The organism is Pseudomonas sp. AC193 (assembly GCF_979258075.1).
In genome coordinates, this window is sequence record NZ_OZ409832.1 from 5998967 (window position 1) to 6020119 (window position 21153).

The following is a 21153-nucleotide window of genomic DNA, read 5'->3' on the forward strand; positions in this document are numbered from 1 at the left end:
AGCTGCCGCAGGCTGCGATCTTTTGATGTTGTTTTTCAAGATCAAAAGATCGCAGCCTTCGGCAGCTCCTACAGGGAGCGGTTTGCGATCAGATACAGAGAGCGGTTTGCGATCAGATAAAGAGAGCGGTTTGCGATCAGTTCAGGTCGGAGGGTGGCTCAGGTCAGGCGCCACGCGGCGAGGCCCAGGCACAGCCAGCCAATCAGGAAGGCGAGGCCGCCGAACGGGGTGATGATGCCGAGCTTGCTGATGCCGGTGGTGGTCAGCACGTACAGGCTGCCGGAGAACAGCAGAATGCCGACAGTGAAGGACACGCCGGCCCAGGCGACCAGTCGGCCCTGAATCTGCGTGGCCAGCAGCGCAACGCCGAACAACGCCAGGGTGTGCACCAATTGGTAGGTGACGCCGGTGTGGAAAATCGCCAGATATTCCGGCGTCAGGCGGTTTTTCAGGCCGTGGGCGGCGAATGCGCCCAGCGCGACACCGGTAAAACCAAAGAAAGCGGCCAGCAGCAGAAAGCCACGCAACATGAAGAACTCCAGTCAGACTCGATCGGCAGGGTCTGTATAATGGCCCGCTCCACGGGTTCGGCCAAGCCATCTCTATGCTGCGTACAATTTTCCGTCGTCTTACGAAGGCCCTGCTCTGGTTCGCGGGCGGCAGCATTGTGCTGGTGCTGATCTTTCGTTTCGTACCGCCGCCGGGCACGGCGCTGATGGTCGAGCGCAAGGTCGAGTCGTGGGTCGACGGCGAGCCGATTGATCTGCAACGCACGTGGAAGCCGTGGGACGAGATTTCCGATGACCTCAAAGTCGCGGTCATGGCGGGTGAAGATCAGAAATTCCCCGAGCACTGGGGTTTTGATTTCAGCGCAATTCAGGCCGCACTGGCGCACAACGAACTCGGCGGCTCGATTCGCGGCGCCAGCACCTTGAGCCAGCAAGTGTCGAAAAACCTGTTTCTGTGGGCAGGGCGCAGTTATCTGCGCAAAGGCCTCGAAGCCTGGTTCACCGCGTTGATCGAGGTGTTCTGGCCCAAGCAGCGGATTCTTGAGGTGTACCTGAACAGCGTCGAGTGGGATGACGGTGTGTTCGGCGCCGAAGCTGCTGCCCGTCATCATTTCGGTGTGAGCGCCAAGTCGTTGTCGCGTCAGCAGGCGAGTTATCTGGCGGCGGTGTTGCCGAATCCGCGCGTGTGGAGCGCCAGCCATCCGACCGCTTACGTGTCGCGCCGCGCCGGCTGGATTCGCCAGCAGATGAGCCAGTTGGGTGGCGACAGCTATCTGCTGGGTCTCAACGATTCGCGCCGGGCACCGTGGGCGCGCTGATCCTTTCCTGTGTCAGAACAACTTCAGCGGCTCTTCATTGAGAGCCGACAGTTGTTCGCGCAACGCCAACACCTGATCGCCCCAATAACGCTCGGTGCCGAACCACGGGAAACTGTGCGGGAACGCCGGGTCATCCCAGCGTCGTGCCAGCCACGCGCTGTAGTGCATCAGACGCAAGGCGCGCAGCGGTTCGATCAGCGCCAGTTCGCGCGGGTCGAAATCGTGAAACTCGTTGTAGCCATCCATCAATTCCGATAACTGCCCGAGGCATTCCTGACGGTCGCCGGCGAGCATCATCCAGATGTCCTGCACCGCCGGGCCCATGCGGCAGTCGTCGAGGTCGACGATGTGGAACATCTCGTCGCGGCACATCATGTTGCCGGGGTGACAGTCGCCGTGCATGCGGATGTTCTGGTGCGGCGTCGCGGCGTAGACATCCTCGACACGCTTGAGCAGATCGCGGGCCACCGACTCATAAGCCGGCAGCAAACTTTTCGGAATGAAATTGCCTTCGAGCAAAGTGTTCAGCGAGGCGTGGCCGAAGTTCTGTACGCCCAGCGCTTCACGGTGTTCGAACGGCTTGGTCGCGCCGACCGCGTGAATCCGCCCGAGCAACTGGCCGAGGCGATACAGCTGATCAAGATTGCCCGGCTCCGGCGCCCGCCCGCCACGACGCGGAAACAGGGTGAAGCGGAAACCGGCGTGTTCGTGCAGGGTTTCGCCGTTGTGGATCATGGGCGCAACCACCGGGATGTCGACGTCGGCCAGTTCGAAGGTGAATTTGTGTTCTTCGAGGATGGCTTCGTTGGTCCAGCGTTGCGGGCGGTAGAACTTGGCGATCAGCGGTTCGGAGTCTTCGATGCCGACCTGATAGACGCGGTTCTCGTAGCTGTTGAGCGCCAGAATGCGCGCATCACTGAGAAAGCCGATGCTTTCAACGGCATCGAGCACGAGATCGGGTGTGAGGGTTTCAAACGGGTGGGCCATGCTGACTCCTGCGCGCAGCAGGCTGCCGCGTCCGGCCCAGCATGGTAGCGCAGATGGCAGGCCCTTAGGGGGTTGGTGTCTGGGCTGACGCTATCGCGGGCAAGCCTTGCTCCTACAGATCAGGCGCAAGACCCGTAGGAGCAAGGCTTGCCCGCGAAGGCATTGGCTCAGGCGCCGACGATCCCGCCGTCTTCGCGGGTAATCGCCATCACCGACGACCGCGGTTTGCCATTCGGCAAATGCTCAGGGAACGTCGACCCACCGTTCTCCCCCGGATGCTGAATCCCGACAAACAGCGTCTTCTGATCCGGCGAGAAGCTGATCCCCGTCACCTCACAACCAATCGGCCCGACCATAAACCGGCGAATCTCGCCGGTCACAGGATCGGCGCACAACATCTGGTTATTGCCCATCCCGGCAAAATCCCCGGCGTTGCTCGAATCGCCGTCAGTCAGAATCCACAAGCGCCCGGCGTCGTCAAAACCCAAACCATCGGGGCTGTTGAACATGTTCTGTGGGGTGATGTTCGACGAACCGCCCTTCGGCGTCCCGGCGTGCACACCCGGATTGCCGGCGACCACAAACAGATCCCAGGCGAAGGTGTTCGAGCCGTGATCATCACGGTCGGTGCGCCAGCGCAGAATCTGCCCGTAGACATTCTTCTCACGCGGGTTCGGCCCGCCCACCGGTTGCCCGTTTTCGCCACGTTTGGCGTTGTTGGTCAGGGTGCAATAAACCTGGCCGTCCTTGGGGCTGACGACGATCCACTCCGGGCGATCCATGCGCGTGGCACCGACCACGCTGGCGGCGAGGCGCGCGTGGATCAGCACTTCGGCCTGATCGGCAAAACCACTGCTGGCGTCGATGCCGTTTTTGCCGTGGGTCAGCTCGATCCACTGGCCCTGGCCTTTCGGGTGGTCGGGGTTGCTGTCGCCGTTGTCGAACTTGGCCACGTACAAGGTGCCGTGATCGAGGATGTCGCGGTTGGCCTTGGCATTGCGGTGATTGATGCGGTCACGGCTGACGAATTTGTAGATGAATTCGCCCCGCTCGTCGTCGCCCATGTACACCACGGCGCGACCGTCATCGGTCTCGGCCAGTGCGGCGTTTTCATGTTTGAAGCGGCCCAGCGCCGTACGTTTGACCGGTGTCGATTGCGGATCGAACGGATCGATCTCGACCACCCAGCCGTGACGGTTGAGCTCGTTGGGATTCTTCGCCATGTCGAAGCGCGGATCGTGCGGGTGCCAGTTGATCTCTTTGCTGGTGGCGACCACGCCGTAGCGTTTTTGCGCGGCGTCGAATGTCTGCTCGGCGTTGCTGCTGCCGAAGCAGTCGGTGAAGTTCTCTTCGCAGGTCAGGTAAGTGCCCCACGGCGTTTTGCCATTGGCGCAATTCTGGAAGGTGCCGAGGACTTTTTTGCCGCTCGGGTCGGCGCTGGTTTTCAGCAACTCGTGGCCAGCGGCGGGGCCGCCGACGTGCAACGGCGAGTTGCCGTGAACTCGGCGGTTGTAGCGCGAGCCCTGAACGAACTGCCAGTGACCGTTTTTGCGCTGCACTTCAATCACCGACACGCCTTCACAGGCCAGCGCCTTGCGCACTTCTTCGGCCGACTGCGGCATGCCGCCGTGCGGGTAGAGGTAGCGATAGTTGGTGTATTCGTTGTTGATCGCCATCAGCGCGCGGTTTTTGTCATCGGGGAAGGCGAACAGGCTCATGCCGTCGTTGTTGTCGCCGAACTGCACTTCCTGTGCGGCAGCGCTGCCGTTGCCACTCGGGTCAAAGGCCGGGCCATTCTTGCTCAGCGGCTGGCCCCAACTGATCAGCACCGAAGACTTGTAGCCTTTGGGCAGGCTGATGACGTCGCTGGTCGCGGCGGGAATGCTGTCGAAACCGAGCAGGCTGCTATTGCCAGCGCTGACGCTGGCGGCCAGCACGCTGCGGCTCAGCAGGTTGCCGCCGAGAAACATCGCCGCGCCACACAATGCGCCGGCGCTGATGAAGCCGCGACGGCTGAGGCCGACCATTTTTTCCAGGTCAGTGGATTGGTTTTCTTCTAATAGGCTCACGTCAGGCTCCCTGCTTGGTTTGGCAGCCACCTTAATCAGGGTCCATGACGTTTTTGTTGCAGGCTCGATTTAGAGCGGCGTACCGATCAACACATTCGACGGCGAGAACTGCACCTGCACCGGTTGTTCGACGGTCAGCCCACGAGTGCGCAGATCCATCGGCTCAGCCAGTGCGCAGAGTGTGTGGCCGTTGGGCAGGGAGATTCGCACTTCACTCGGGCCGTCTTCGGCGTCAAGGATCGCTTCGATGGTGCCGGTGAGGAGATTGTGTCCCGGCGTTGCAGATTGTTCAGCAGTGAGCAATTCCAGCCAGCCAGCCTTGATCAGGGCGACCACTTCGGTGCCGTTTTGCAGTTCAAGGTGCACGGTGCTGTCGTGGGTGATCTGTGCGTCGAGGCACAAGCCTTCGGCCAGCTCCAGACGGATCAAGTCATTGCGGCCCTGCGCTTCGATGGCGATGACTTTGCCGTGCAACTGATTGCGCGCGCTGGTCCGCAGCATCAATCGGCCGAGCAGATCGAGATCGCTGGCGTCTTCCGCCGCTTCCAGCACCTGCGCCTGCAAGGCTTGCAGCTTTTGATACAGACGCAGCACGCGTTCGCCTTCGCTGGACAGCTTGGCGCCACCGCCGCCCTTGCCACCAACGGCACGTTCGACCAACGGTTTCTGCGCCAGATTGTTCAGCTCATCAATGGCGTCCCACGCGGCTTTGTAGCTCAGACCGGCGCTTTTTGCGGCGCGGGTGATCGAGCCTTGTTCGGCGATGTGTTGCAGCAGGGCGATACGCTGCGGACGACGGACGATGTGCTGGGAGAGCAGGGAAGGCATGGACATGAAGGGGTGCTTTTTAGCCGTGGCGGTGGGGAGTGAAGTTGGCTGCTTGCAGCGGCGGAGTCAAGTCTGGCGCAAGTCCCCTGTGGGAGCGGGCTTGCTCGCGAAGGCGGTGTGGCAGTCGACATTGATGTTGGATGTGACGGCCTCTTCGCGAGCAAGCCCGCTCCCACATGGGATTTGTGTTGGCCTCAGGTTCCGGGTTTTGGCGTGCGGGCGAGGCAGTAGACGTCAACTCTTGCAGCGCCGGCATTGATTAATAATCGGGCTAACGCTTGGGCCGTGGCGCCGGTGGTCAGCACATCATCGACCAACGCCAGATGTCGGCCTTGGACATTGGCGTCAGGATCCAGACTGAACGCTTCACGCAAATTACGTTTGCGCGCTTTGGCGTCGAGATCCTGCTGGGCGCTGGTGTTTTGCACCCTGTGCAGCATCCGTTCCTCACAGGGCAAATCCAGCGACGCGCTCAACCATCGCGCCAGCATCGCCGCCTGATTGAAGCCTCGTTGACGCAAGCGTTGTTTCGCCAGCGGCACCGGCAACAACACATCCGGCCTCGGCAGATCCTCTTCGAAGCGATGTTGCAGATATTGCCCGAGAACGTCGGCGAGCAGGTGGCCAAACGGCCATTTCGCGTTGTGTTTAAACCGCGTAATCAAACTGTCGACCGGGAAGCCATACAGCCACGGCACAACAACCTGTTCGAACGCCGGCGGCTCTAGCAGGCACTCGCCGCAGGTCAGGCCCGCCGCGGCCAGCGGCAATGCACAGGTGACGCAGTGGTCTCCGAGCCACGGCAGTTCAGTTTCGCAAGCGACGCAAATTGGCATTTCTGCTTCTGCGGCCTCATCGCACAACAAACACGTCTGTACGTTTTTTAAACAGATGTAAACCGAGCCTTTGTATCGTGGTTGACAGCGCATGACTCTTCCTTAAATATGCCGAACATCCGTGTAGCGCCTGTGGGTATTCCGTTTCCCCAGTCGCGAGCCAAGCATAACCAAGGAATTACCCATGAGCGCGAGCACCACCGCCACCCTGCGTCACGACTGGTCTCTGGCCGAAGTCAGAGCTCTCTTCGTACAGCCCTTCAACGACTTGCTGTTCCAGGCGCAAACGGTGCACCGCGCGCATTTCAACGCCAACCGCGTGCAGGTCTCGACCCTGTTGTCGATCAAGACTGGCGCCTGCCCGGAAGACTGCAAGTACTGCCCGCAGTCCGGTCACTACAACACCGGTCTTGAAAAAGAAAAGCTGATGGAAGTGCAGAAAGTCCTCGAAGAGGCGGCGCGCGCCAAAGCCATTGGCTCGACGCGGTTCTGCATGGGCGCGGCGTGGAAACATCCGTCGGCGAAAGACATGCCGTACGTGCTGAAAATGGTTGAAGGCGTGAAAGCCATGGGCCTGGAAACCTGCATGACCCTCGGCCGTCTCGATCAGGATCAGACCGAAGCGCTGGCCAAGGCCGGCCTCGATTACTACAACCACAACCTCGACACGTCGCCTGAGTTCTACGGCAGCATCATCACCACCCGCACTTACAGCGAGCGCCTGCAAACGCTGGCCTACGTGCGTGAGTCGGGGATGAAGATCTGCTCGGGCGGGATTCTTGGTATGGGCGAGTCGCTGGATGACCGCGCCAATCTGCTGATCCAGTTGGCCAACCTGCCAGAGCATCCGGAATCGGTGCCGATCAACATGCTGGTGAAAGTCGCCGGCACGCCGCTGGAAAACGCCGAAGACATCGACCCGTTCGACTTCATCCGCATGCTCGCGGTGGCGCGCATCCTCATGCCGCAATCCCATGTGCGCCTGTCCGCCGGCCGCGAAGCGATGAATGAGCAGATGCAGGCCCTCGCGTTCTTTGCCGGTGCCAACTCGATTTTCTACGGCGACAAACTGCTGACCACCGCCAACCCGCAGGCGGACAAGGACATGCAATTGTTTGCGCGTCTGGGTATCCAGCCGGAAGCGCGTGAAGAGCATGCGGACGAGGTTCACCAGGCGGCGATCGAGCAGGCGCTGGTTGAGCAGAAGAGCAGCGAGCAGTTCTACAACGCTGCCGTCTAAAACCTCTTGAAGGAATGCAAAACCCCTTGTGGGAGCGAGCCTGCTCGCGAAAGCGGTGCCTCAGTCGACATTGATGTCGGATGTGAAGGCCTATTCGCGAGCAGGCTCGCTCCCACAAGGGATCTGTGTCACTTGAAAGTCGAGGCCTGCATGTCTTTCGATCTCGCCGCACGCCTTGCTGCCCGTCGTGCCGAAAATCTCTATCGCCAGCGCCCGCTGCTTGAATCCCCGCAGGGGCCTGAAGTGGTGGTCGATGGCCAACCGTTGCTGGCCTTCTGCAACAACGATTACCTTGGCTTGGCCAACCACCCGCAAGTCATCGAAGCCTGGCGCGCTGGCGCTGAACGCTGGGGCGTCGGTGGCGGTGCCTCGCATTTGGTGATCGGCCACAGCGGCCCGCATCACGCGCTCGAAGAAGCACTGGCTGACCTCACCGGTCGCCCGCGTGCGCTGTTGTTCACCACCGGTTATATGGCCAATCTCGGCGCGGTCACCGCGCTGGTCGGGCAGGGCGATACGGTGCTGGAAGACCGCCTCAATCATGCTTCATTGCTGGACGCGGGTCTGCTGTCCGGCGCGCGTTTCAATCGCTACCTGCACAACGACGCCGAAAGCCTGGCCAAGCGCCTGGAGAAAGCCACCGGCAATACGCTGGTGGTCACCGACGGTGTGTTCAGCATGGACGGCGATCTAGCCGATTTGCCGGCTCTCGCCCGCGAAACCAAGGCCAAGGGCGCGTGGCTGATGGTCGATGACGCGCACGGTTTCGGCCCGCTCGGCGCGAATGGCGGCGGCATCGTCGAACACTTCCGTTTAAGTCAGGAGGATGTGCCGGTGTTGGTCGGCACCCTCGGCAAAGCCTTCGGCACGGCTGGCGCTTTCGTCGCCGGCAGCGAGGAACTGATCGAAAGCCTGATCCAGTTCGCCCGCCCGTACATCTACACCACCAGCCAGCCACCGGCGCTGGCGTGCGCAACGCTGAAAAGTCTGGAGTTGCTGCGCACTGAACATTGGCGCCGCGAGCATCTGCAGACGCTGATCCGTCAGTTCCGCCGTGGCGCAGAGCAGATTGGCCTGGAACTGATGGACAGCTTCACGCCGATTCAGCCGATCATGATTGGCGACGCCGGGCGTGCGGTGCGTTTGTCGCAGATGTTGCGCGAGCGTGGGCTGATGGTTACTGCGATCCGTCCGCCCACCGTGCCTGCCGGCAGTGCGCGTTTGCGCGTGACCCTGACCGCCGCGCACAGCGAGGCGCAGGTGCAGCTATTGTTAGAAGGACTGGCCGATTGCTTTGCCCAACTCTCGTCGGAGCCAAGCCATGCGTGATCGCCTGATTCTGCTGCCCGGCTGGGGCCTCGGTGTGTCGCCGATGGAGCCTCTGGCCGCGGCGTTGCAAGGCCTCGATCAACATCTGAAAGTCGACATCGAGCCGCTGCCGGAACTGGATTCCAGTGACCTGCAAGACTGGCTCGACGAACTCGATGAAAGCATTCCTCAAGATGTGTGGCTCGGCGGCTGGTCGCTGGGTGGCATGCTCGCATCCGAATTGGCTGCGCGGCGTGGTGAGCATTGCTGCGGGTTGCTGACGCTGGCGAGCAATCCTTCTTTTGTTGCCCATGAGCAGTGGCCGAGTGCGATGGCGGGCGAGACCTTCGACGCGTTTCTCGCCGGTTGCCAAGCCGACCCGCGCACCACTCTTAAACGGTTTTCGCTGCTGTGTGCTCAGGGCGCGCAAGACCCGCGCGGCTTGTCGCGATTGTTGCTCGGCGGCGCGCCGAATACCGCGCCGTCAGCATTGATGGCCGGGCTGGAATTGCTCGCACAGATCGACACCCGCGATGCGCTGCAGGCGTTTCGTGGGCCGCAGTTGCATCTGTTTGGCGGGCAGGACGCGCTGGTGCCGGCGGAAGCAGCGGGAGAATTGTTCACTTTGTTGCCGGATATTGAAATTGGTCTGATCGAACAGGCCAGTCATGCGTTTCTTCTGGAAGACCCCCACGGACTGGCGGGCGCGATCCAGGCTTTTTTACATGAGTGCGGTGATGACTGATTTGTCTCTTGTGCTGCTTGGCGGCTTGCCTGACAAGCGTCAGGTCGCAGCCTCTTTTTCTCGTGCAGCGGCCAGTTACGACAGTGTCGCCGAGTTGCAACGTGATGTAGGTACACAGTTGATTCAGTGTTTGCCAACGGATTTTGTCCCGGCGCGCTGGCTGGATCTCGGTTGCGGCACCGGTTATTTCACCCGCGCGCTGGCTTCGCGGTTTGCCGAGGGCCACGGGCTGGCGCTGGACATCGCCGAGGGCATGCTCGATCACGCGCGGCCATTGGGCGGGGCTGAGCATTTCATCGCCGGTGATGCGGAGCGGTTGCCGTTGCAGGATTCGACCTGTGATCTGATCTTCTCCAGCCTCGCGGTGCAGTGGTGTGCGGATTTCGAGGCGGTGCTCAGCGAAGCCTTTCGCGTGCTGAAACCGGGCGGAATTTTTGCGTTTGCTAGTCTTTGTGTAGGGACGTTGTTTGAGTTGCGCGACAGTTGGCGGCAGGTCGACGGGATGGTGCACGTCAACCGCTTCCGCGAGTTTTCCCGTTATGAGCAATTGTGTGCAGCGAGTGGCTTGCGCACGCTGAGTCTGCAGAATCAGGCGCATGTGCTGCATTACCCGGATGTGCGCAGCCTGACCCATGAATTGAAAGCGTTGGGTGCGCACAATCTGAATCCGGGGCGACCGGGCGGTTTGACCGGGCGCGCGCGGATTCTTGGGCTGGTCGACGCTTATGAGCAGTTCCGTGAGGCGTCGGGATTGCCGGCGACTTATCAGGTGGTCTACGCCGTGTTGGAGAAACCCGTATGAGCGCAGCCTATTTCATCACCGGAACCGATACCGATGTCGGCAAGACCACGGTGGCCGCCGGGTTGCTGCACGCGGCGCGGTCGGCCGGGCTGAGCACGGCGGCGGGCAAACCAGTGGCTTCTGGCTGCGAAGTGACGCCCAAGGGTTTGCGCAACTCGGACGCGTTGGCGCTGTTGGCCGAGTGTTCCGTGCCGCTGACTTATCAACAGGTCAATCCGGTGGCGTTCGAGCCGGCCATCGCGCCGCATCTGGCGGCGCGTGAAGCGGGTGTGGCGTTGACCGTGCAATCGTTGCTGGCGCCGATGCGCGAGATTCTGGCGATGAATGCCGATTTCACCCTGATTGAAGGCGCGGGCGGCTGGCGGGTGCCGTTGGCGGATCAGGATAATTTGTCGGATCTGGCGATTGCGCTGAAGCTGCCGGTGATTCTGGTGGTCGGCGTGCGCTTGGGTTGCATCAGTCATGCGCTGCTGACGGCTGAGGCGATTGCCCGGGATGGCCTGCAACTGGCGGGGTGGGTGGCGAACATCATCGATCCGAAGACGTCGCGGCTGGAGGAGAATCTGGCGACACTGGCTGAACGGATCCCGGCGCCCTGCTTGGGGCGGGTGCCGAAACTCAAGGCGTTGAGCGCAGAGGCGGTGGCCGATCATCTGCAACTGGATTTGCTCGACTAAGTTTTTCACTATGAGCAGGCACTGTGCCATTAGTGTTTTTGACGGGTGTTTTTCTGGCGCGTCTGCTTCAATGACGGCTATTGATCCTTCCCAGGGATGAGAACCGTTATGGAAATCTCCGGTAACACAGCTTTTTATGCGGGGCTGAGCTCGATTCAGAGCGGGCAGAACCGTGTGGATCAGGCTGCCAGCCAGATCGCCAACACCACCATCGAACGTTCGGTCACCAGCCAGTCCTCGGAAGCTCAGGTTGATCGTCTGCGTGGCGTCGACCGCAGCCAGCAAATGGATCCGGGCAGCGACATGGTGCAGATGGCGCAGGGCAAATTCCAAGTGGATCTGGGCGCGAAGGTCGTCAAGGCATCCGACGAAGTGCTCGGTACTATCATCGATACGTTTGCCTGATTGCTTCTTCATCTGTCTGCTGAACGCCGCGCCTTGTCGCGGCGTTTTTCGTTGTAAGTCCTTCTCCCTCAACTAATCTTTTTTCAGCGGCCGTGGCTCGTTGGAGTCCATGGCGGTTTGCTGTGTCCGGCGTTTGAAAGGTGCGATGACGAACGGCAAAAGATCGACGCTTGACAAGATTTCGGCGTAAACGTATGTTTCAAACAACTGTTTGACCGTCACAACAAATCAACACGGTCGTTCATTCCCGGTTACATCAGCAGAGGTTTATCGCTATGCCTGACTACAAGGCCCCCTTGCGTGATATTCGCTTCGTTCGTGACGAGCTGCTCGGCTACGAAGCGCACTATCAGAGCCTTCCGGCTTGCGCAGACGCGACTCCGGACATGGTTGACGCCATTCTCGAAGAAGGCGCCAAGTTTTGTGAGCAGGTACTGGCACCGCTGAACCGCGTGGGCGACCTCGAAGGTTGCACCTGGAGCGAGTCCGGCGTGAAAACCCCGACTGGCTTCAAAGAGGCTTACAAGCAATTCGTTGAAGGCGGCTGGCCAAGCCTCGCTCACGACGTTGAGCACGGCGGCCAAGGCCTGCCGGAGTCGCTGGGTCTGGCCGTGAGCGAAATGGTTGGCGAAGCCAACTGGTCGTGGGGCATGTACCCAGGCCTGTCGCACGGCGCGATGAACACCATCTCCGAGCACGGCACGCCAGAGCAGCAAGAAGCCTATCTGACCAAACTGGTCTCCGGCGAATGGAACCGGCACCATGTGCCTGACCGAACCGCACTGCGGCACCGACCTGGGCATGCTGCGCACCAAGGCCGAACCTCAGGCCGACGGTTCCTACAAGGTTTCCGGCACCAAGATCTTCATCTCGGCCGGTGAACACGACATGGCCGACAACATCGTCCACATCGTGCTGGCCCGCCTGCCGGATGCACCGGCTGGCACCAAAGGCATCTCGCTGTTCATCGTTCCCAAGTTCATGCCGAATGCCGATGGCACCGTCGGTGAGCGCAACGCAGTGACCTGCGGTTCGCTGGAACACAAGATGGGCATCCACGGCAACGCCACTTGCGTGATGAACTTCGACGGCGCTACCGGTTTCCTGATCGGCCCGGCGAACAAAGGCCTGAACTGCATGTTCACCTTTATGAACACCGCACGTCTGGGTACCGCGTTGCAAGGTCTGGCCCACGCCGAAATCGGTTTCCAGGGCGGCCTGAAATACGCTCGCGATCGTCTGCAAATGCGCTCGCTGACTGGCCCGAAAGCGCCGGAAAAAGCTGCCGATCCGATCATCGTTCACCCAGACGTACGCCGCATGCTGTTGACCATGAAGGCGTTCGCCGAAGGCAACCGTGCGATGGTGTACTTCACCGCCAAACAGGTCGACATCGTCAAATACGGCGTCGATGAAGAAGAGAAAAAGAAAGCCGACGCACTGCTGGCCTTCATGACTCCGATCGCCAAAGCGTTCATGACCGAAGTCGGTTTCGAATCCGCTAACCACGGCGTTCAGATCTACGGCGGCCACGGCTTCATCGCCGAGTGGGGCATGGAGCAGAACGTTCGCGACAGCCGCATTTCGATGCTGTACGAAGGCACCACCGGTATCCAGGCACTCGACCTGCTCGGCCGTAAAGTGCTGATGACCCAAGGCGAGGCTTTGAAAGGCTTCACCAAGATCGTCCACAAGTTCTGCCAGACCAACGAAGGCAACGAAGCCGTTGCAGAATTCGTTGCACCGCTGGCGGCAATCAACAAGGAATGGGGCGAGCTGACCATGAAGGTCGGTATGGCTGCCATGAAAGATCGCGAAGAAGTCGGCGCGGCCTCCGTGGACTACCTGATGTACTCCGGTTATGCCTGCCTGGCTTACTTCTGGGCCGACATGGCCCGTCTGGCAGCTGCGAAGCTGGCAGAAGGCACTGGCGACGCAGCGTTCTACACCGCCAAGCTGCAAACCGCGCGCTTCTACTTCCAGCGCATCCTGCCGCGTACCCGTACCCACGTGGCCACCATGCTGTCGGGCGCCAACAACCTGATGGACATGAAAGAAGAAGACTTCGCGCTGGGCTACTAAGCCTTAACGCGGTCTCTTGAAAAACCGCTGTACCTTCGGGTGCAGCGGTTTTTTTTTGCGCTGGATTTGTCCCCAACTCTGGGGAAGTTTCCCCAGCAGAAACGGTGCGCTGACAGCGCTTAGCCCCAGCGTTTATTGATTCAAAATGTTTCACGGAAGGATGGCCAATTAATTGCACTGCGCTGATTGACCGGCGCTCACGAGAAATCCTCTGCTGTTCCACGACACCTCTCGCCCGGCGACTTCATGACAACAACCGTCAGGGTGAAGCACATGAACATCAGTCGACTTGTCTGGCTACCCCTCGCACTCGCAGCTTCCGGCGCAATGGCCGCAACGCCCGCCGAAGTGGATCCTCCGGTACCGGAAGTGCCGAGCCTGCAATCGCTGCGCGGCATGCTGCCGCCCGATCCGTCGGGGACAGAAGGCGGGCGCAAGGTCGACTTGATGACCGACTACGTGCTCAACCGCTCCGCCGCGATTCTGCTCGGTAAAGCGCTGTTCTGGGACATGGAGGTCGGCAGCGATGGCGCCACCGCGTGCGCGTCCTGCCACTACCACGCCGGCGTCGATCACCGCATCACCAACCAGGTCAACCCCGGCCAGGCGCATACCAATGCCAACGTCGCCTCGATTTTCAACAAGCCCTTTGTGGCCTCCGACATCCCCGGTGACGTAGCGTCCTACGCGACCTTGTCCGGCGGCAAGGGCGGGCCGAACTACACGCTGAAGAAAACCGACTTTCCGACTCACGTGCTAAGCAATCCACTGGATCGCAACTCGCCGATCGTTTATTCGACTGACGATGTGGTCGGCTCCCAAGGTGTATTCGACGCCAACTTCGTCAAACCCAATCAGCCACGTTTCGACAAATGCACTCAGCAGCCCGATGGCATCTTTCAAGTTGGCGGCATCAATGTGCGCCGCAGCACCGGGCGTAACGCGCCGTCGGTGATCAACGCGGCGTTCAACGTGCGCAACTTCTGGGACGGTCGGGCGAATAACGTGTTCAACGGTTTTTCACCGTTCGGCAATCGCGATCCCGATGCCGGGATTTACGTGACCGCCGAGCGCAGCACCGTAGCAAGCAAAGTCCGACTCGCGCTCAACGACGCCTCCGCCGCCTCACAAGCGGTGGGCCCGCCCGGTAGCGGGGTGGAGATGTCCTGCGGCGGTCGCACCTTCGCCGACATTGGGCGGCGCATGCTTGATCAGCTAATGCTCAAGCAGCAACGAATTTCCTCCAACGATTCAGTACTCGCTTCAGTTTCCGGCGCGCGGCGTCCGACCTACCGCGAACTGATCAAGAACGCCTTCCAGCCACGCCTGTGGAACGCCACGCAAAACGTGCTGGTGGGCGGTGCGCCGTACACGCAGATGGAGGCTAATTTCCCGCTGTTCTTCGGCCTGGCGATTCAGCTGTACGAATCCACGCTGATCTCCGATCAAGCGCCGATCGATGCCTACCTGCAGGGCGATTCAACCGCAATGAACGCGCAGCAAGTCGAAGGCATGAACCTGTTCCTCAACAAGGGCAAATGTGTGAACTGCCACGGGGGCCCGGAGCTGACCAACGCTGCCAGCCGTTTGCTGATGCACCCGCGTGAACGCATCGAGCGCATGGTCATGGCCGACAATCTCACTACGCTCTACGACAACGGCTTCTACAACACCGGCGTGCGCCCGACCTCCGAAGACTTGGCGCTTGGCGGGTCAGATGCGTGGGGCAATCCATGGTCGTTCAGCCGTCAGTACAACAAGTTGCTGCAGGGCGGCAGCATTGCCGATCCGCTGGACGTCGATGTCTGCACCTTTGAAGCACCGCTAAGCGCCGCGATCCCCTGCGACGCCACCCTCAAACCTAACGTCAACTTCCGCGATTCGGTCGACGGCGCCTTCAAAACCCCGACCCTGCGCAACATCGCGCTGACCGGGCCGTACTTTCACAACGGCAGCCGCTCGACGCTCAAGCAAGTGATGGAGTTCTACAACCGTGGTGGCGACCGCCGTGGTGAGGACGCCAACAACACCAGCGGTTTCGAGCACCGGTCGGCCAATCAGCACAACACCTCGAACCTCGATCCGGACATGACCAATCTCAACCTGACCCCGGATGAGATCGATGCGCTGGTGAAATTCATGGAAGTCGGCCTGACCGATCCGCGCGTGGCCTGGGAGCGGGCGCCGTTCGATCATCCGTCACTGGTCATTCCGCAGGGCCATGTCGGTGATGAAAATGCGGTGACTCAACGCCCGGCCAGCCCGAAGGTCACGACTCGCCAGGCAGCGGATGCATCGCTCAATCTCAAGCCTTACGGTGCCGAAGGGCGCAGCCCGGCGGAGGGCCCGTTGCTGCCGTTCTACAACGATCTTTGAGGGCGATTTTCTGGGCTGGCCATCAGTAATGATGGCCAGCACGTCGATCAAGGTAAAAAACTGAGTAAATCGCTCAGAATCCCAGCCCTTCTGCCGTTAAAGAGACTGCATGTGATCTGGATCACATTGTGTGTGCTTAACTGCATGCATTGCAGGCACAATGCCATTACTTTGCCAGACGGTCGGAGCTTTACCCTTGCCGCGTTCTTCCGCTGTACGTTTCAGTCATTTCCTACCCTCACTGCTGTTGTTACTTGCGGGGTTGGCGGCTGCGTACGTCAAAGACCTCAACGTATTCTTCACTTCGCTGTTCAACGTGTTGCCGACGTTGGTGCTGTTGCTGGGCGGGGCTTATTGCGCGGTTTACCGCCGCCAGCGCGAACTGTTTCTGATGCTCACGGTGTACATCGCCTACTTTCTGCTCGACACCCAGACCGACTATTACCGCGACAACGGCAAGGTGCGCGACGACGCTGCCGTGGTGTTTCATCTGGTCTGCTTGCTGCTGCCGTTGTTGTTCGGTCTGTTCGCGGCGTGGCAGGAGCGCACGCACCTGTTTCAGGACATGGTCGCGCGCTTCGCCGTTTTACTCGCCTTCGGCAGCGTCGCATTGGGGCTTGAGCAAAGTTATCCCCAGGCGCTTTTGATCTGGCTTTCCGAGATTCGCTGGCCGGCACTGCATGGCGCATGGATGAGCCTGATCCAGCTCTCCTATCCAGTGTTCATCTCGGCGTTCCTGCTGCTGGCCTGGCAATACTGGCGCAACCCGCGCCCGCTGCACGCGGCGCAGCTGGTCGGCCTGCTCGGCGTGTTCTGGATGCTGCCGAAAACTTTCATCCTGCCGTTCACCCTGAACATCATGTGCAGCCAGGTGATGTTGATGATCGCCGCTGCCGTTGCGCACGAGGCTTATCAAATGGCCTTCCGCGACGAGCTGACTGGTTTGCCGGGACGCCGCGCGCTCAACGAACGCATGCAGCGCCTCGGGCGCAACTATGTGCTGGCGATGAGCGACGTCGACCACTTCAAGAAATTCAACGACACCCACGGCCACGATGTCGGCGACCAAGTGTTGCGTCTGGTCGCCAGCAAGCTGTCGAAAATCAGCGGTGGCGGTAGGGCGTATCGCTATGGCGGTGAGGAATTCGCCTTGGTGTTCGCAGGCAAAACCCTTGAAGAGTGTATGCCGCACCTGGAAGTGATCCGCGAATCGATTGCGTCCTACAACATTCAGCTGCGCAATCAGGAAAACCGTCCGCAGGATGATCAGCAAGGTCGTCAGCGTCGTGCCGGTTCCGGCGCGTCGAGTGTGTCGGTGACGGTGAGCATCGGCGTCGCCGAACGTCTGGAGCAACGCACGCCGGAGCAAGTCCTGAAATCCGCCGACGAAGCGCTCTACAGCGCCAAAGGTGCAGGGCGAAACTGCGTCGTCGCATTCGGCCAGAACCGCCGTGGCGCGGTGCGCATGGACACCGCTGCGGGTTGAGTGATGACGGCGCATTCAGCGTCTGCACAATGATTGTCGGGCGTGGTGGTCGGCAGTAGGTTGAAGAAATCTGCTGACGGAGAAGCCACCATGCTTGAGTACAAAGCCCCGCTGCGCGACATGCGCTTTCTGATCGATCACGTCTTCGACTTCCACGCCAACTACGCCGCCCTCGGCGCGGATGACGCGAGCCCGGACATGATCAACGCGATCCTCGAAGAGGGCGCGAAGTTCTGTGAGAACGTTCTGGCACCGCTCAATCGCAGCGGTGACGAAGAGGGCTGCCATTTCGACAATGGCGTGGTGACAACGCCTACAGGCTTCAAGGAAGCTTTCGCACAATACGTCGACGGCGGCTGGCACGGTCTGGCGGCGGATCCGGTGTATGGCGGTCAAGGCCTGCCGAGTTCGCTGGGGCTGGTGATCAGCGAGATGGTCGGCTCCAGCAACACTTCGTGGGGCATGTACCCGGGCCTGACCCACGGCGCAATGTCGGCAATCCATGCTCACGGCACCGCCGAGCAAAAAGAAACCTACCTGAGCAAACTCACCGCCGGCCAATGGACGGGCACCATGTGCTTGACCGAAGCGCATTGCGGCACTGACCTGGGCATCATCAAAACCCGCGCCGTGCCTCAGGCTGACGGCAGTTACGCAGTCACCGGCAGCAAGATTTTCATCTCCGCCGGCGAGCACGACATGAGCGACAACATCATCCATCTGGTGTTGGCCAAACTTCCGGACGCACCGGCCGGAACCAAGGGCATTTCGTTGTTTATCGTGCCGAAATTCCTCGCCGATACCGCGGGTGAGGCGGGTGAGCGCAACGGCGTGTCCTGCGGTTCGATCGAACACAAAATGGGCATCAAGGCCTCGGCCACTTGCGTGCTCAACTTCGACGGCGCCAAGGGCTTCTTGATCGGCGAGCCGAACAAGGGCCTCAACTGCATGTTCACCATGATGAACCACGCACGGCTCGGCACCGGCATGCAGGGTCTGTGTCTGGGCGAGGCGAGCTTCCAGGGCGCGATCAAATACGCCAACGACCGCTTGCAGATGCGCTCGTTGACCGGCGCCAAAGCACCGGACAAAGCGGCCGATCCGATCATCGTCCACCCGGACGTGCGGCGCATGTTGCTGACCATGAAAGCCTTCAACGAAGGCAACCGCGCGCTGACCTATTTCACTGCGCAACTGCTCGATACCGCGCACCTGAACAGCGATGCCGAGGCGCGTCAGGAGGCTGAAGACCTGCTGGCGTTCCTCACGCCGATCTGCAAAGCATTCATGACCGACAGCGGGCTGGAAGTGACCAACCTCGGCATGCAGATATTTGGCGGCCACGGTTTTATTCGCGAGTGGGGCATGGAGCAACTGGTGCGCGATTGCCGGATTGCGCCGATCTATGAGGGCACCAACGGCATTCAGGCGCTCGATCTGCTCGGACGCAAGGTGCTCGGCAGTCAGGGCAAGTTGCTGCGTGGGTTTACCAAGATCGTCCACAAGTTCTGCGCGGCCAATGTTGACCATCCGCAGTTGGGCAGCTTCGTTGCGCAACTCAACGAGCTCAATCAGCAGTGGGGCGATCTGACCATGAAGGTCGGCATGGCGGCGATGAAGAACCCGGATGAAGTGGGCGCGGCGTCGGTGGATTATTTGATGTACAGCGGTTACATCATTCTCGGGTATCTGTGGTTGCGCATGGCGCTGGTGGCGCAGGCGCAATTGGAGGCGGGCGAGGGTGAGGCGGATTATCTGCGCGGGAAATTGGCGACGTGCGAGTTTTACTTCAAGCGACTGTTGCCGCGTACGGCGGCGCATCGGGCGGCGATTGAGGCGGGGAGTGATTGTTTGATGAAGTTGCCGGCTGAATTGTTTTCTCTGTAGGAAAAAGCAAAAGATCGCAGCCTTCGGCAGCTCCTACAGGGAATTTGGGGTTGGCGGGGCTGCGATTTTTTGTGGTGACTAAAAATAACAAATCAGTCACTGGTTGACCCTATGTGTCGCAAAAGTTGTTGAGGTACACTCGGGCTCAACGAAAACACCCTTCACGAATAACCTGTTTAGATCTTGCGAGGTTTGCCATGGCTGACTACAAAGCGCCGCTGCGCGATATGCGCTTCGTCCTCAATGAAGTGTTCGAGGTCGCCAAACTCTGGGCCGAACTGCCGGCCCTGGCCGAGACCGTCGACGCTGAAACCGTTGAAGCCATTCTCGAAGAGGCCGGCAAGGTCACCAGCAAAAGCATCGCGCCGCTGAGCCGTGCCGCTGACGAAGAAGGCTGTCATTGGGCCGACGGCGCCGTCACCACTCCGGCCGGTTTCCCACAGGCTTATCAGACTTACGCCGAAGGCGGATGGGTCGGCGTTGGCGGTGATCCAGAGTTCGGCGGCATGGGCATGCCCAAAGCCGTGTCGGCGCAAGTCGAAGAAATGGTCAACTCCGCCAGCCTGTCCTTCGGTCTGTACCCGATGTTGACCGCCGGCGCCTGCCTGTCGATCAACGCCCACGCCAGCGAAGAGCTGAAAGCCGCGTACCTGCCGAACATGTACGCCGGCGTCTGGGCCGGTTCGATGTGCCTGACCGAGCCGCACGCCGGCACCGACCTGGGGATTATTCGTACAAAGGCTGAGCCTCAGGCCGACGGTTCCTACAAGGTCAGCGGCACCAAGATCTTCATCACCGGTGGTGAACACGACCTCACCGAAAACATCATTCACTTGGTGCTGGCGAAACTGCCGGACGCCCCGGCAGGCCCGAAAGGCATCTCGCTGTTCCTCGTGCCGAAGTTCATGGTCAATGCCGACGGCAGCCTCGGCGCGCGCAACCCGGCGAACTGCGGTTCGATCGAACACAAAATGGGCATCCAGGCCTCTGCGACCTGCGTGATGAACTTCGACGAAGCTGTGGGTTATCTGGTCGGCGAGCCGAACAAAGGCCTCAACGCGATGTTCACCATGATGAACTACGAGCGTCTGGGCGTTGGTATCCAAGGCCTGGCGACCGGCGAGCGTTCGTACCAGAACGCCGTTGAATATGCGCGCGACCGTCTGCAAAGCCGTTCGCCAACCGGCGCGCAGAACAAAGACAAAGTCGCTGACCCGATCATCGTCCACCCGGACGTGCGGCGCATGCTGCTGACCATGAAAGCCTCGAACGAAGGCGGCCGTGCGTTCTCCACTTACGTGGCGATGCAACTCGACACCGCCAAGTTCAGCGAAGACGCCACCACCCGCAAGCGTGCGGAAGATCTGGTTGCACTGCTGACGCCGGTAGCCAAAGCGTTCCTCACCGATCTGGGTCTGGAAACCACCGTGCACGGCCAGCAGATTTTCGGCGGCCACGGCTATATCCGCGAGTGGGGCCAGGAGCAACTGGTGCGTGACGTGCGCATCACCCAGATCTACGAAGGCACCAACGGCATTCAGGCGCTGGATCTGGTCGGTCGCAAGATCGTCGGCAGCGGCGGCGCGTTCTACAAGCTGTTCGCTGACGAAATCCGCCACTTCACTGCCACCGCGAGCGCCGATCTGGGCGAATTCACCAAGCCACTGAACGATGCCGTCAACACCCTCGACGAGTTGACCTCGTGGCTGCTGGATCGGGCGAAAAACAACCCGAACGAAATCGGCGCGGCCTCGGTCGAATATCTGCAAGCGTTTGGCTACGTTTCCTACGCGTACATGTGGGCACTGATGGCCAAGGCCTCGCTGGGCAAAGAAGCGCAGGACGATTTTTACGCGAGCAAGCTCGGCACTGCACGGTTTTACTTCGCCCGTTTGCTGCCGCGGATTCACTCGTTGAGCGCGTCGGTGAAGGCCGGTAGCGAGTCGTTGTTCCTTTTGGATGCGGCGCAATTCTGACGATGTAACGTCATGTAAGCATTTGCTTACATGACGTGCTGCTGTTCTCCCATATGCGTGGATTGGATCCACGGCTAATCTACATTTCATGGACGTCGCGCAGGAAGCGCAAAGCAACAACA

16 protein-coding genes and 1 pseudogene are annotated in these 21153 nt (G+C 60.4%); 12 read left to right on the forward strand and 5 right to left on the reverse strand.

What is annotated here, in order from left to right; genetic code table 11:
- Positions 1-158: 158 nt before the first annotated feature.
- Entirely contained in the window at positions 159-530 is a 372-nt protein-coding gene (locus tag ACZZ0D_RS26940) for a DUF423 domain-containing protein (protein WP_201228806.1), read from the reverse strand.
- 74 nt (positions 531-604) lie between these two features.
- Between ACZZ0D_RS26940 and mtgA the strand changes: the two genes are divergently transcribed.
- Positions 605-1327, forward strand: a complete 723-nt coding sequence (mtgA, locus tag ACZZ0D_RS26945; protein ID WP_008083830.1) for a monofunctional biosynthetic peptidoglycan transglycosylase — start codon at positions 605-607, stop codon at positions 1325-1327.
- Between the two features lie 12 nt (positions 1328-1339).
- Here mtgA and ACZZ0D_RS26950 read toward each other — a convergent pair whose 3' ends face one another.
- The 4 genes from ACZZ0D_RS26950 to ACZZ0D_RS26965 all read right to left on the reverse strand — a co-directional run bounded on the left by ACZZ0D_RS26950 (position 1340) and on the right by ACZZ0D_RS26965 (position 6140).
- Positions 1340-2314: a serine/threonine protein kinase gene (locus tag ACZZ0D_RS26950; RefSeq protein ID WP_053124475.1), complete on the reverse strand. Its 975-nt coding sequence runs from the start codon at positions 2312-2314 to the stop codon at positions 1340-1342.
- A 167-nt stretch (positions 2315-2481) separates the two neighbouring features.
- A complete protein-coding gene (locus tag ACZZ0D_RS26955; protein WP_463554696.1) occupies positions 2482-4383 on the reverse strand; it encodes a PhoX family protein in 1902 nt (633 codons plus the stop codon).
- Positions 4384-4452: 69 nt separating this feature from the next.
- Positions 4453-5217, reverse strand: a complete 765-nt coding sequence (locus ACZZ0D_RS26960) for a TOBE domain-containing protein (protein ID WP_159815399.1) — start codon at positions 5215-5217, stop codon at positions 4453-4455.
- Positions 5218-5405: 188 nt separating this feature from the next.
- Complete coding sequence (locus ACZZ0D_RS26965) at positions 5406-6140, reverse strand: phosphoribosyltransferase family protein (RefSeq protein ID WP_463554697.1); 735 nt, start codon at positions 6138-6140, stop codon at positions 5406-5408.
- A 91-nt stretch (positions 6141-6231) separates the two neighbouring features.
- Between ACZZ0D_RS26965 and bioB the strand changes: the two genes are divergently transcribed.
- From bioB to ACZZ0D_RS27020, 11 genes and pseudogenes are all read left to right on the forward strand, one after another.
- On the forward strand, positions 6232-7287 hold the full coding sequence (gene bioB / locus ACZZ0D_RS26970; protein WP_008084274.1) for a biotin synthase BioB: 1056 nt from the start codon (positions 6232-6234) through the stop codon (positions 7285-7287).
- A gap of 150 nt (positions 7288-7437) precedes the next feature.
- Entirely contained in the window at positions 7438-8616 is a 1179-nt protein-coding gene (bioF, locus tag ACZZ0D_RS26975) for an 8-amino-7-oxononanoate synthase (protein ID WP_463554698.1), read from the forward strand.
- Positions 8609-9340: an alpha/beta fold hydrolase gene (locus ACZZ0D_RS26980; protein ID WP_463554699.1), complete on the forward strand. Its 732-nt coding sequence runs from the start codon at positions 8609-8611 to the stop codon at positions 9338-9340. Before bioF ends, ACZZ0D_RS26980 begins: the two co-directional genes overlap by 8 nt.
- The gene (gene bioC / locus ACZZ0D_RS26985; protein ID WP_463554700.1) at positions 9333-10142 is read left to right on the forward strand and encodes a malonyl-ACP O-methyltransferase BioC; all 810 of its coding nucleotides are present in this window, start codon (positions 9333-9335) and stop codon (positions 10140-10142) included. The genes ACZZ0D_RS26980 and bioC overlap by 8 nt, the downstream gene beginning before the upstream one ends.
- Positions 10139-10819: a dethiobiotin synthase gene (gene bioD, locus ACZZ0D_RS26990; RefSeq protein WP_064388198.1), complete on the forward strand. Its 681-nt coding sequence runs from the start codon at positions 10139-10141 to the stop codon at positions 10817-10819. The genes bioC and bioD overlap by 4 nt, the downstream gene beginning before the upstream one ends.
- A 108-nt stretch (positions 10820-10927) precedes the next feature.
- Positions 10928-11224: a hypothetical protein gene (locus ACZZ0D_RS26995; protein ID WP_053124459.1), complete on the forward strand. Its 297-nt coding sequence runs from the start codon at positions 10928-10930 to the stop codon at positions 11222-11224.
- Between the two features lie 275 nt (positions 11225-11499).
- Positions 11500-13306: pseudogene (locus ACZZ0D_RS27000) on the forward strand (phenylacyl-CoA dehydrogenase).
- A gap of 273 nt (positions 13307-13579) precedes the next feature.
- Positions 13580-15682, forward strand: a complete 2103-nt coding sequence (locus tag ACZZ0D_RS27005; RefSeq protein WP_463554701.1) for a cytochrome-c peroxidase — start codon at positions 13580-13582, stop codon at positions 15680-15682.
- Positions 15683-15878: 196 nt separating this feature from the next.
- Positions 15879-17168, forward strand: coding sequence for a GGDEF domain-containing protein (locus ACZZ0D_RS27010; protein WP_400648761.1), 1290 nt, complete (start codon positions 15879-15881; stop codon positions 17166-17168).
- Between the two features lie 90 nt (positions 17169-17258).
- Positions 17259-19055 carry an acyl-CoA dehydrogenase C-terminal domain-containing protein gene (locus ACZZ0D_RS27015; RefSeq protein ID WP_463554702.1) on the forward strand — a complete coding sequence of 599 codons (1797 nt, stop codon included), beginning with the start codon at positions 17259-17261 and terminating at the stop codon, positions 19053-19055.
- Between the two features lie 197 nt (positions 19056-19252).
- On the forward strand, positions 19253-21031 hold the full coding sequence (locus ACZZ0D_RS27020) for an acyl-CoA dehydrogenase C-terminal domain-containing protein (RefSeq protein WP_463554703.1): 1779 nt from the start codon (positions 19253-19255) through the stop codon (positions 21029-21031).
- The last annotated feature ends 122 nt before the right edge of the window (positions 21032-21153 follow it).

What these genes read in the sequence shown, in the direction of transcription:
- ACZZ0D_RS26960 (WP_159815399.1), bottom strand. Translation starts at nt 5,217, where the DNA reads ATGTCCATGCCTTCCCTGCTCTCCCAGCACATCGTCCGTCGTCCGCAG.
- ACZZ0D_RS27015 (WP_463554702.1), top strand. Translation starts at nt 17,259, where the DNA reads ATGCTTGAGTACAAAGCCCCGCTGCGCGACATGCGCTTTCTGATCGAT.
- bioC (WP_463554700.1), top strand. Translation starts at nt 9,333, where the DNA reads ATGACTGATTTGTCTCTTGTGCTGCTTGGCGGCTTGCCTGACAAGCGT.
- ACZZ0D_RS26995 (WP_053124459.1), top strand. Translation starts at nt 10,928, where the DNA reads ATGGAAATCTCCGGTAACACAGCTTTTTATGCGGGGCTGAGCTCGATT.
- bioF (WP_463554698.1), top strand. Translation starts at nt 7,438, where the DNA reads ATGTCTTTCGATCTCGCCGCACGCCTTGCTGCCCGTCGTGCCGAAAAT.
- ACZZ0D_RS26965 (WP_463554697.1), bottom strand. Translation starts at nt 6,140, where the DNA reads ATGCGCTGTCAACCACGATACAAAGGCTCGGTTTACATCTGTTTAAAA.
- ACZZ0D_RS27005 (WP_463554701.1), top strand. Translation starts at nt 13,580, where the DNA reads ATGAACATCAGTCGACTTGTCTGGCTACCCCTCGCACTCGCAGCTTCC.
- ACZZ0D_RS26980 (WP_463554699.1), top strand. Translation starts at nt 8,609, where the DNA reads ATGCGTGATCGCCTGATTCTGCTGCCCGGCTGGGGCCTCGGTGTGTCG.
- bioD (WP_064388198.1), top strand. Translation starts at nt 10,139, where the DNA reads ATGAGCGCAGCCTATTTCATCACCGGAACCGATACCGATGTCGGCAAG.
- ACZZ0D_RS26940 (WP_201228806.1), bottom strand. Translation starts at nt 530, where the DNA reads ATGTTGCGTGGCTTTCTGCTGCTGGCCGCTTTCTTTGGTTTTACCGGT.
- mtgA (WP_008083830.1), top strand. Translation starts at nt 605, where the DNA reads ATGCTGCGTACAATTTTCCGTCGTCTTACGAAGGCCCTGCTCTGGTTC.
- ACZZ0D_RS27020 (WP_463554703.1), top strand. Translation starts at nt 19,253, where the DNA reads ATGGCTGACTACAAAGCGCCGCTGCGCGATATGCGCTTCGTCCTCAAT.
- ACZZ0D_RS26950 (WP_053124475.1), bottom strand. Translation starts at nt 2,314, where the DNA reads ATGGCCCACCCGTTTGAAACCCTCACACCCGATCTCGTGCTCGATGCC.
- bioB (WP_008084274.1), top strand. Translation starts at nt 6,232, where the DNA reads ATGAGCGCGAGCACCACCGCCACCCTGCGTCACGACTGGTCTCTGGCC.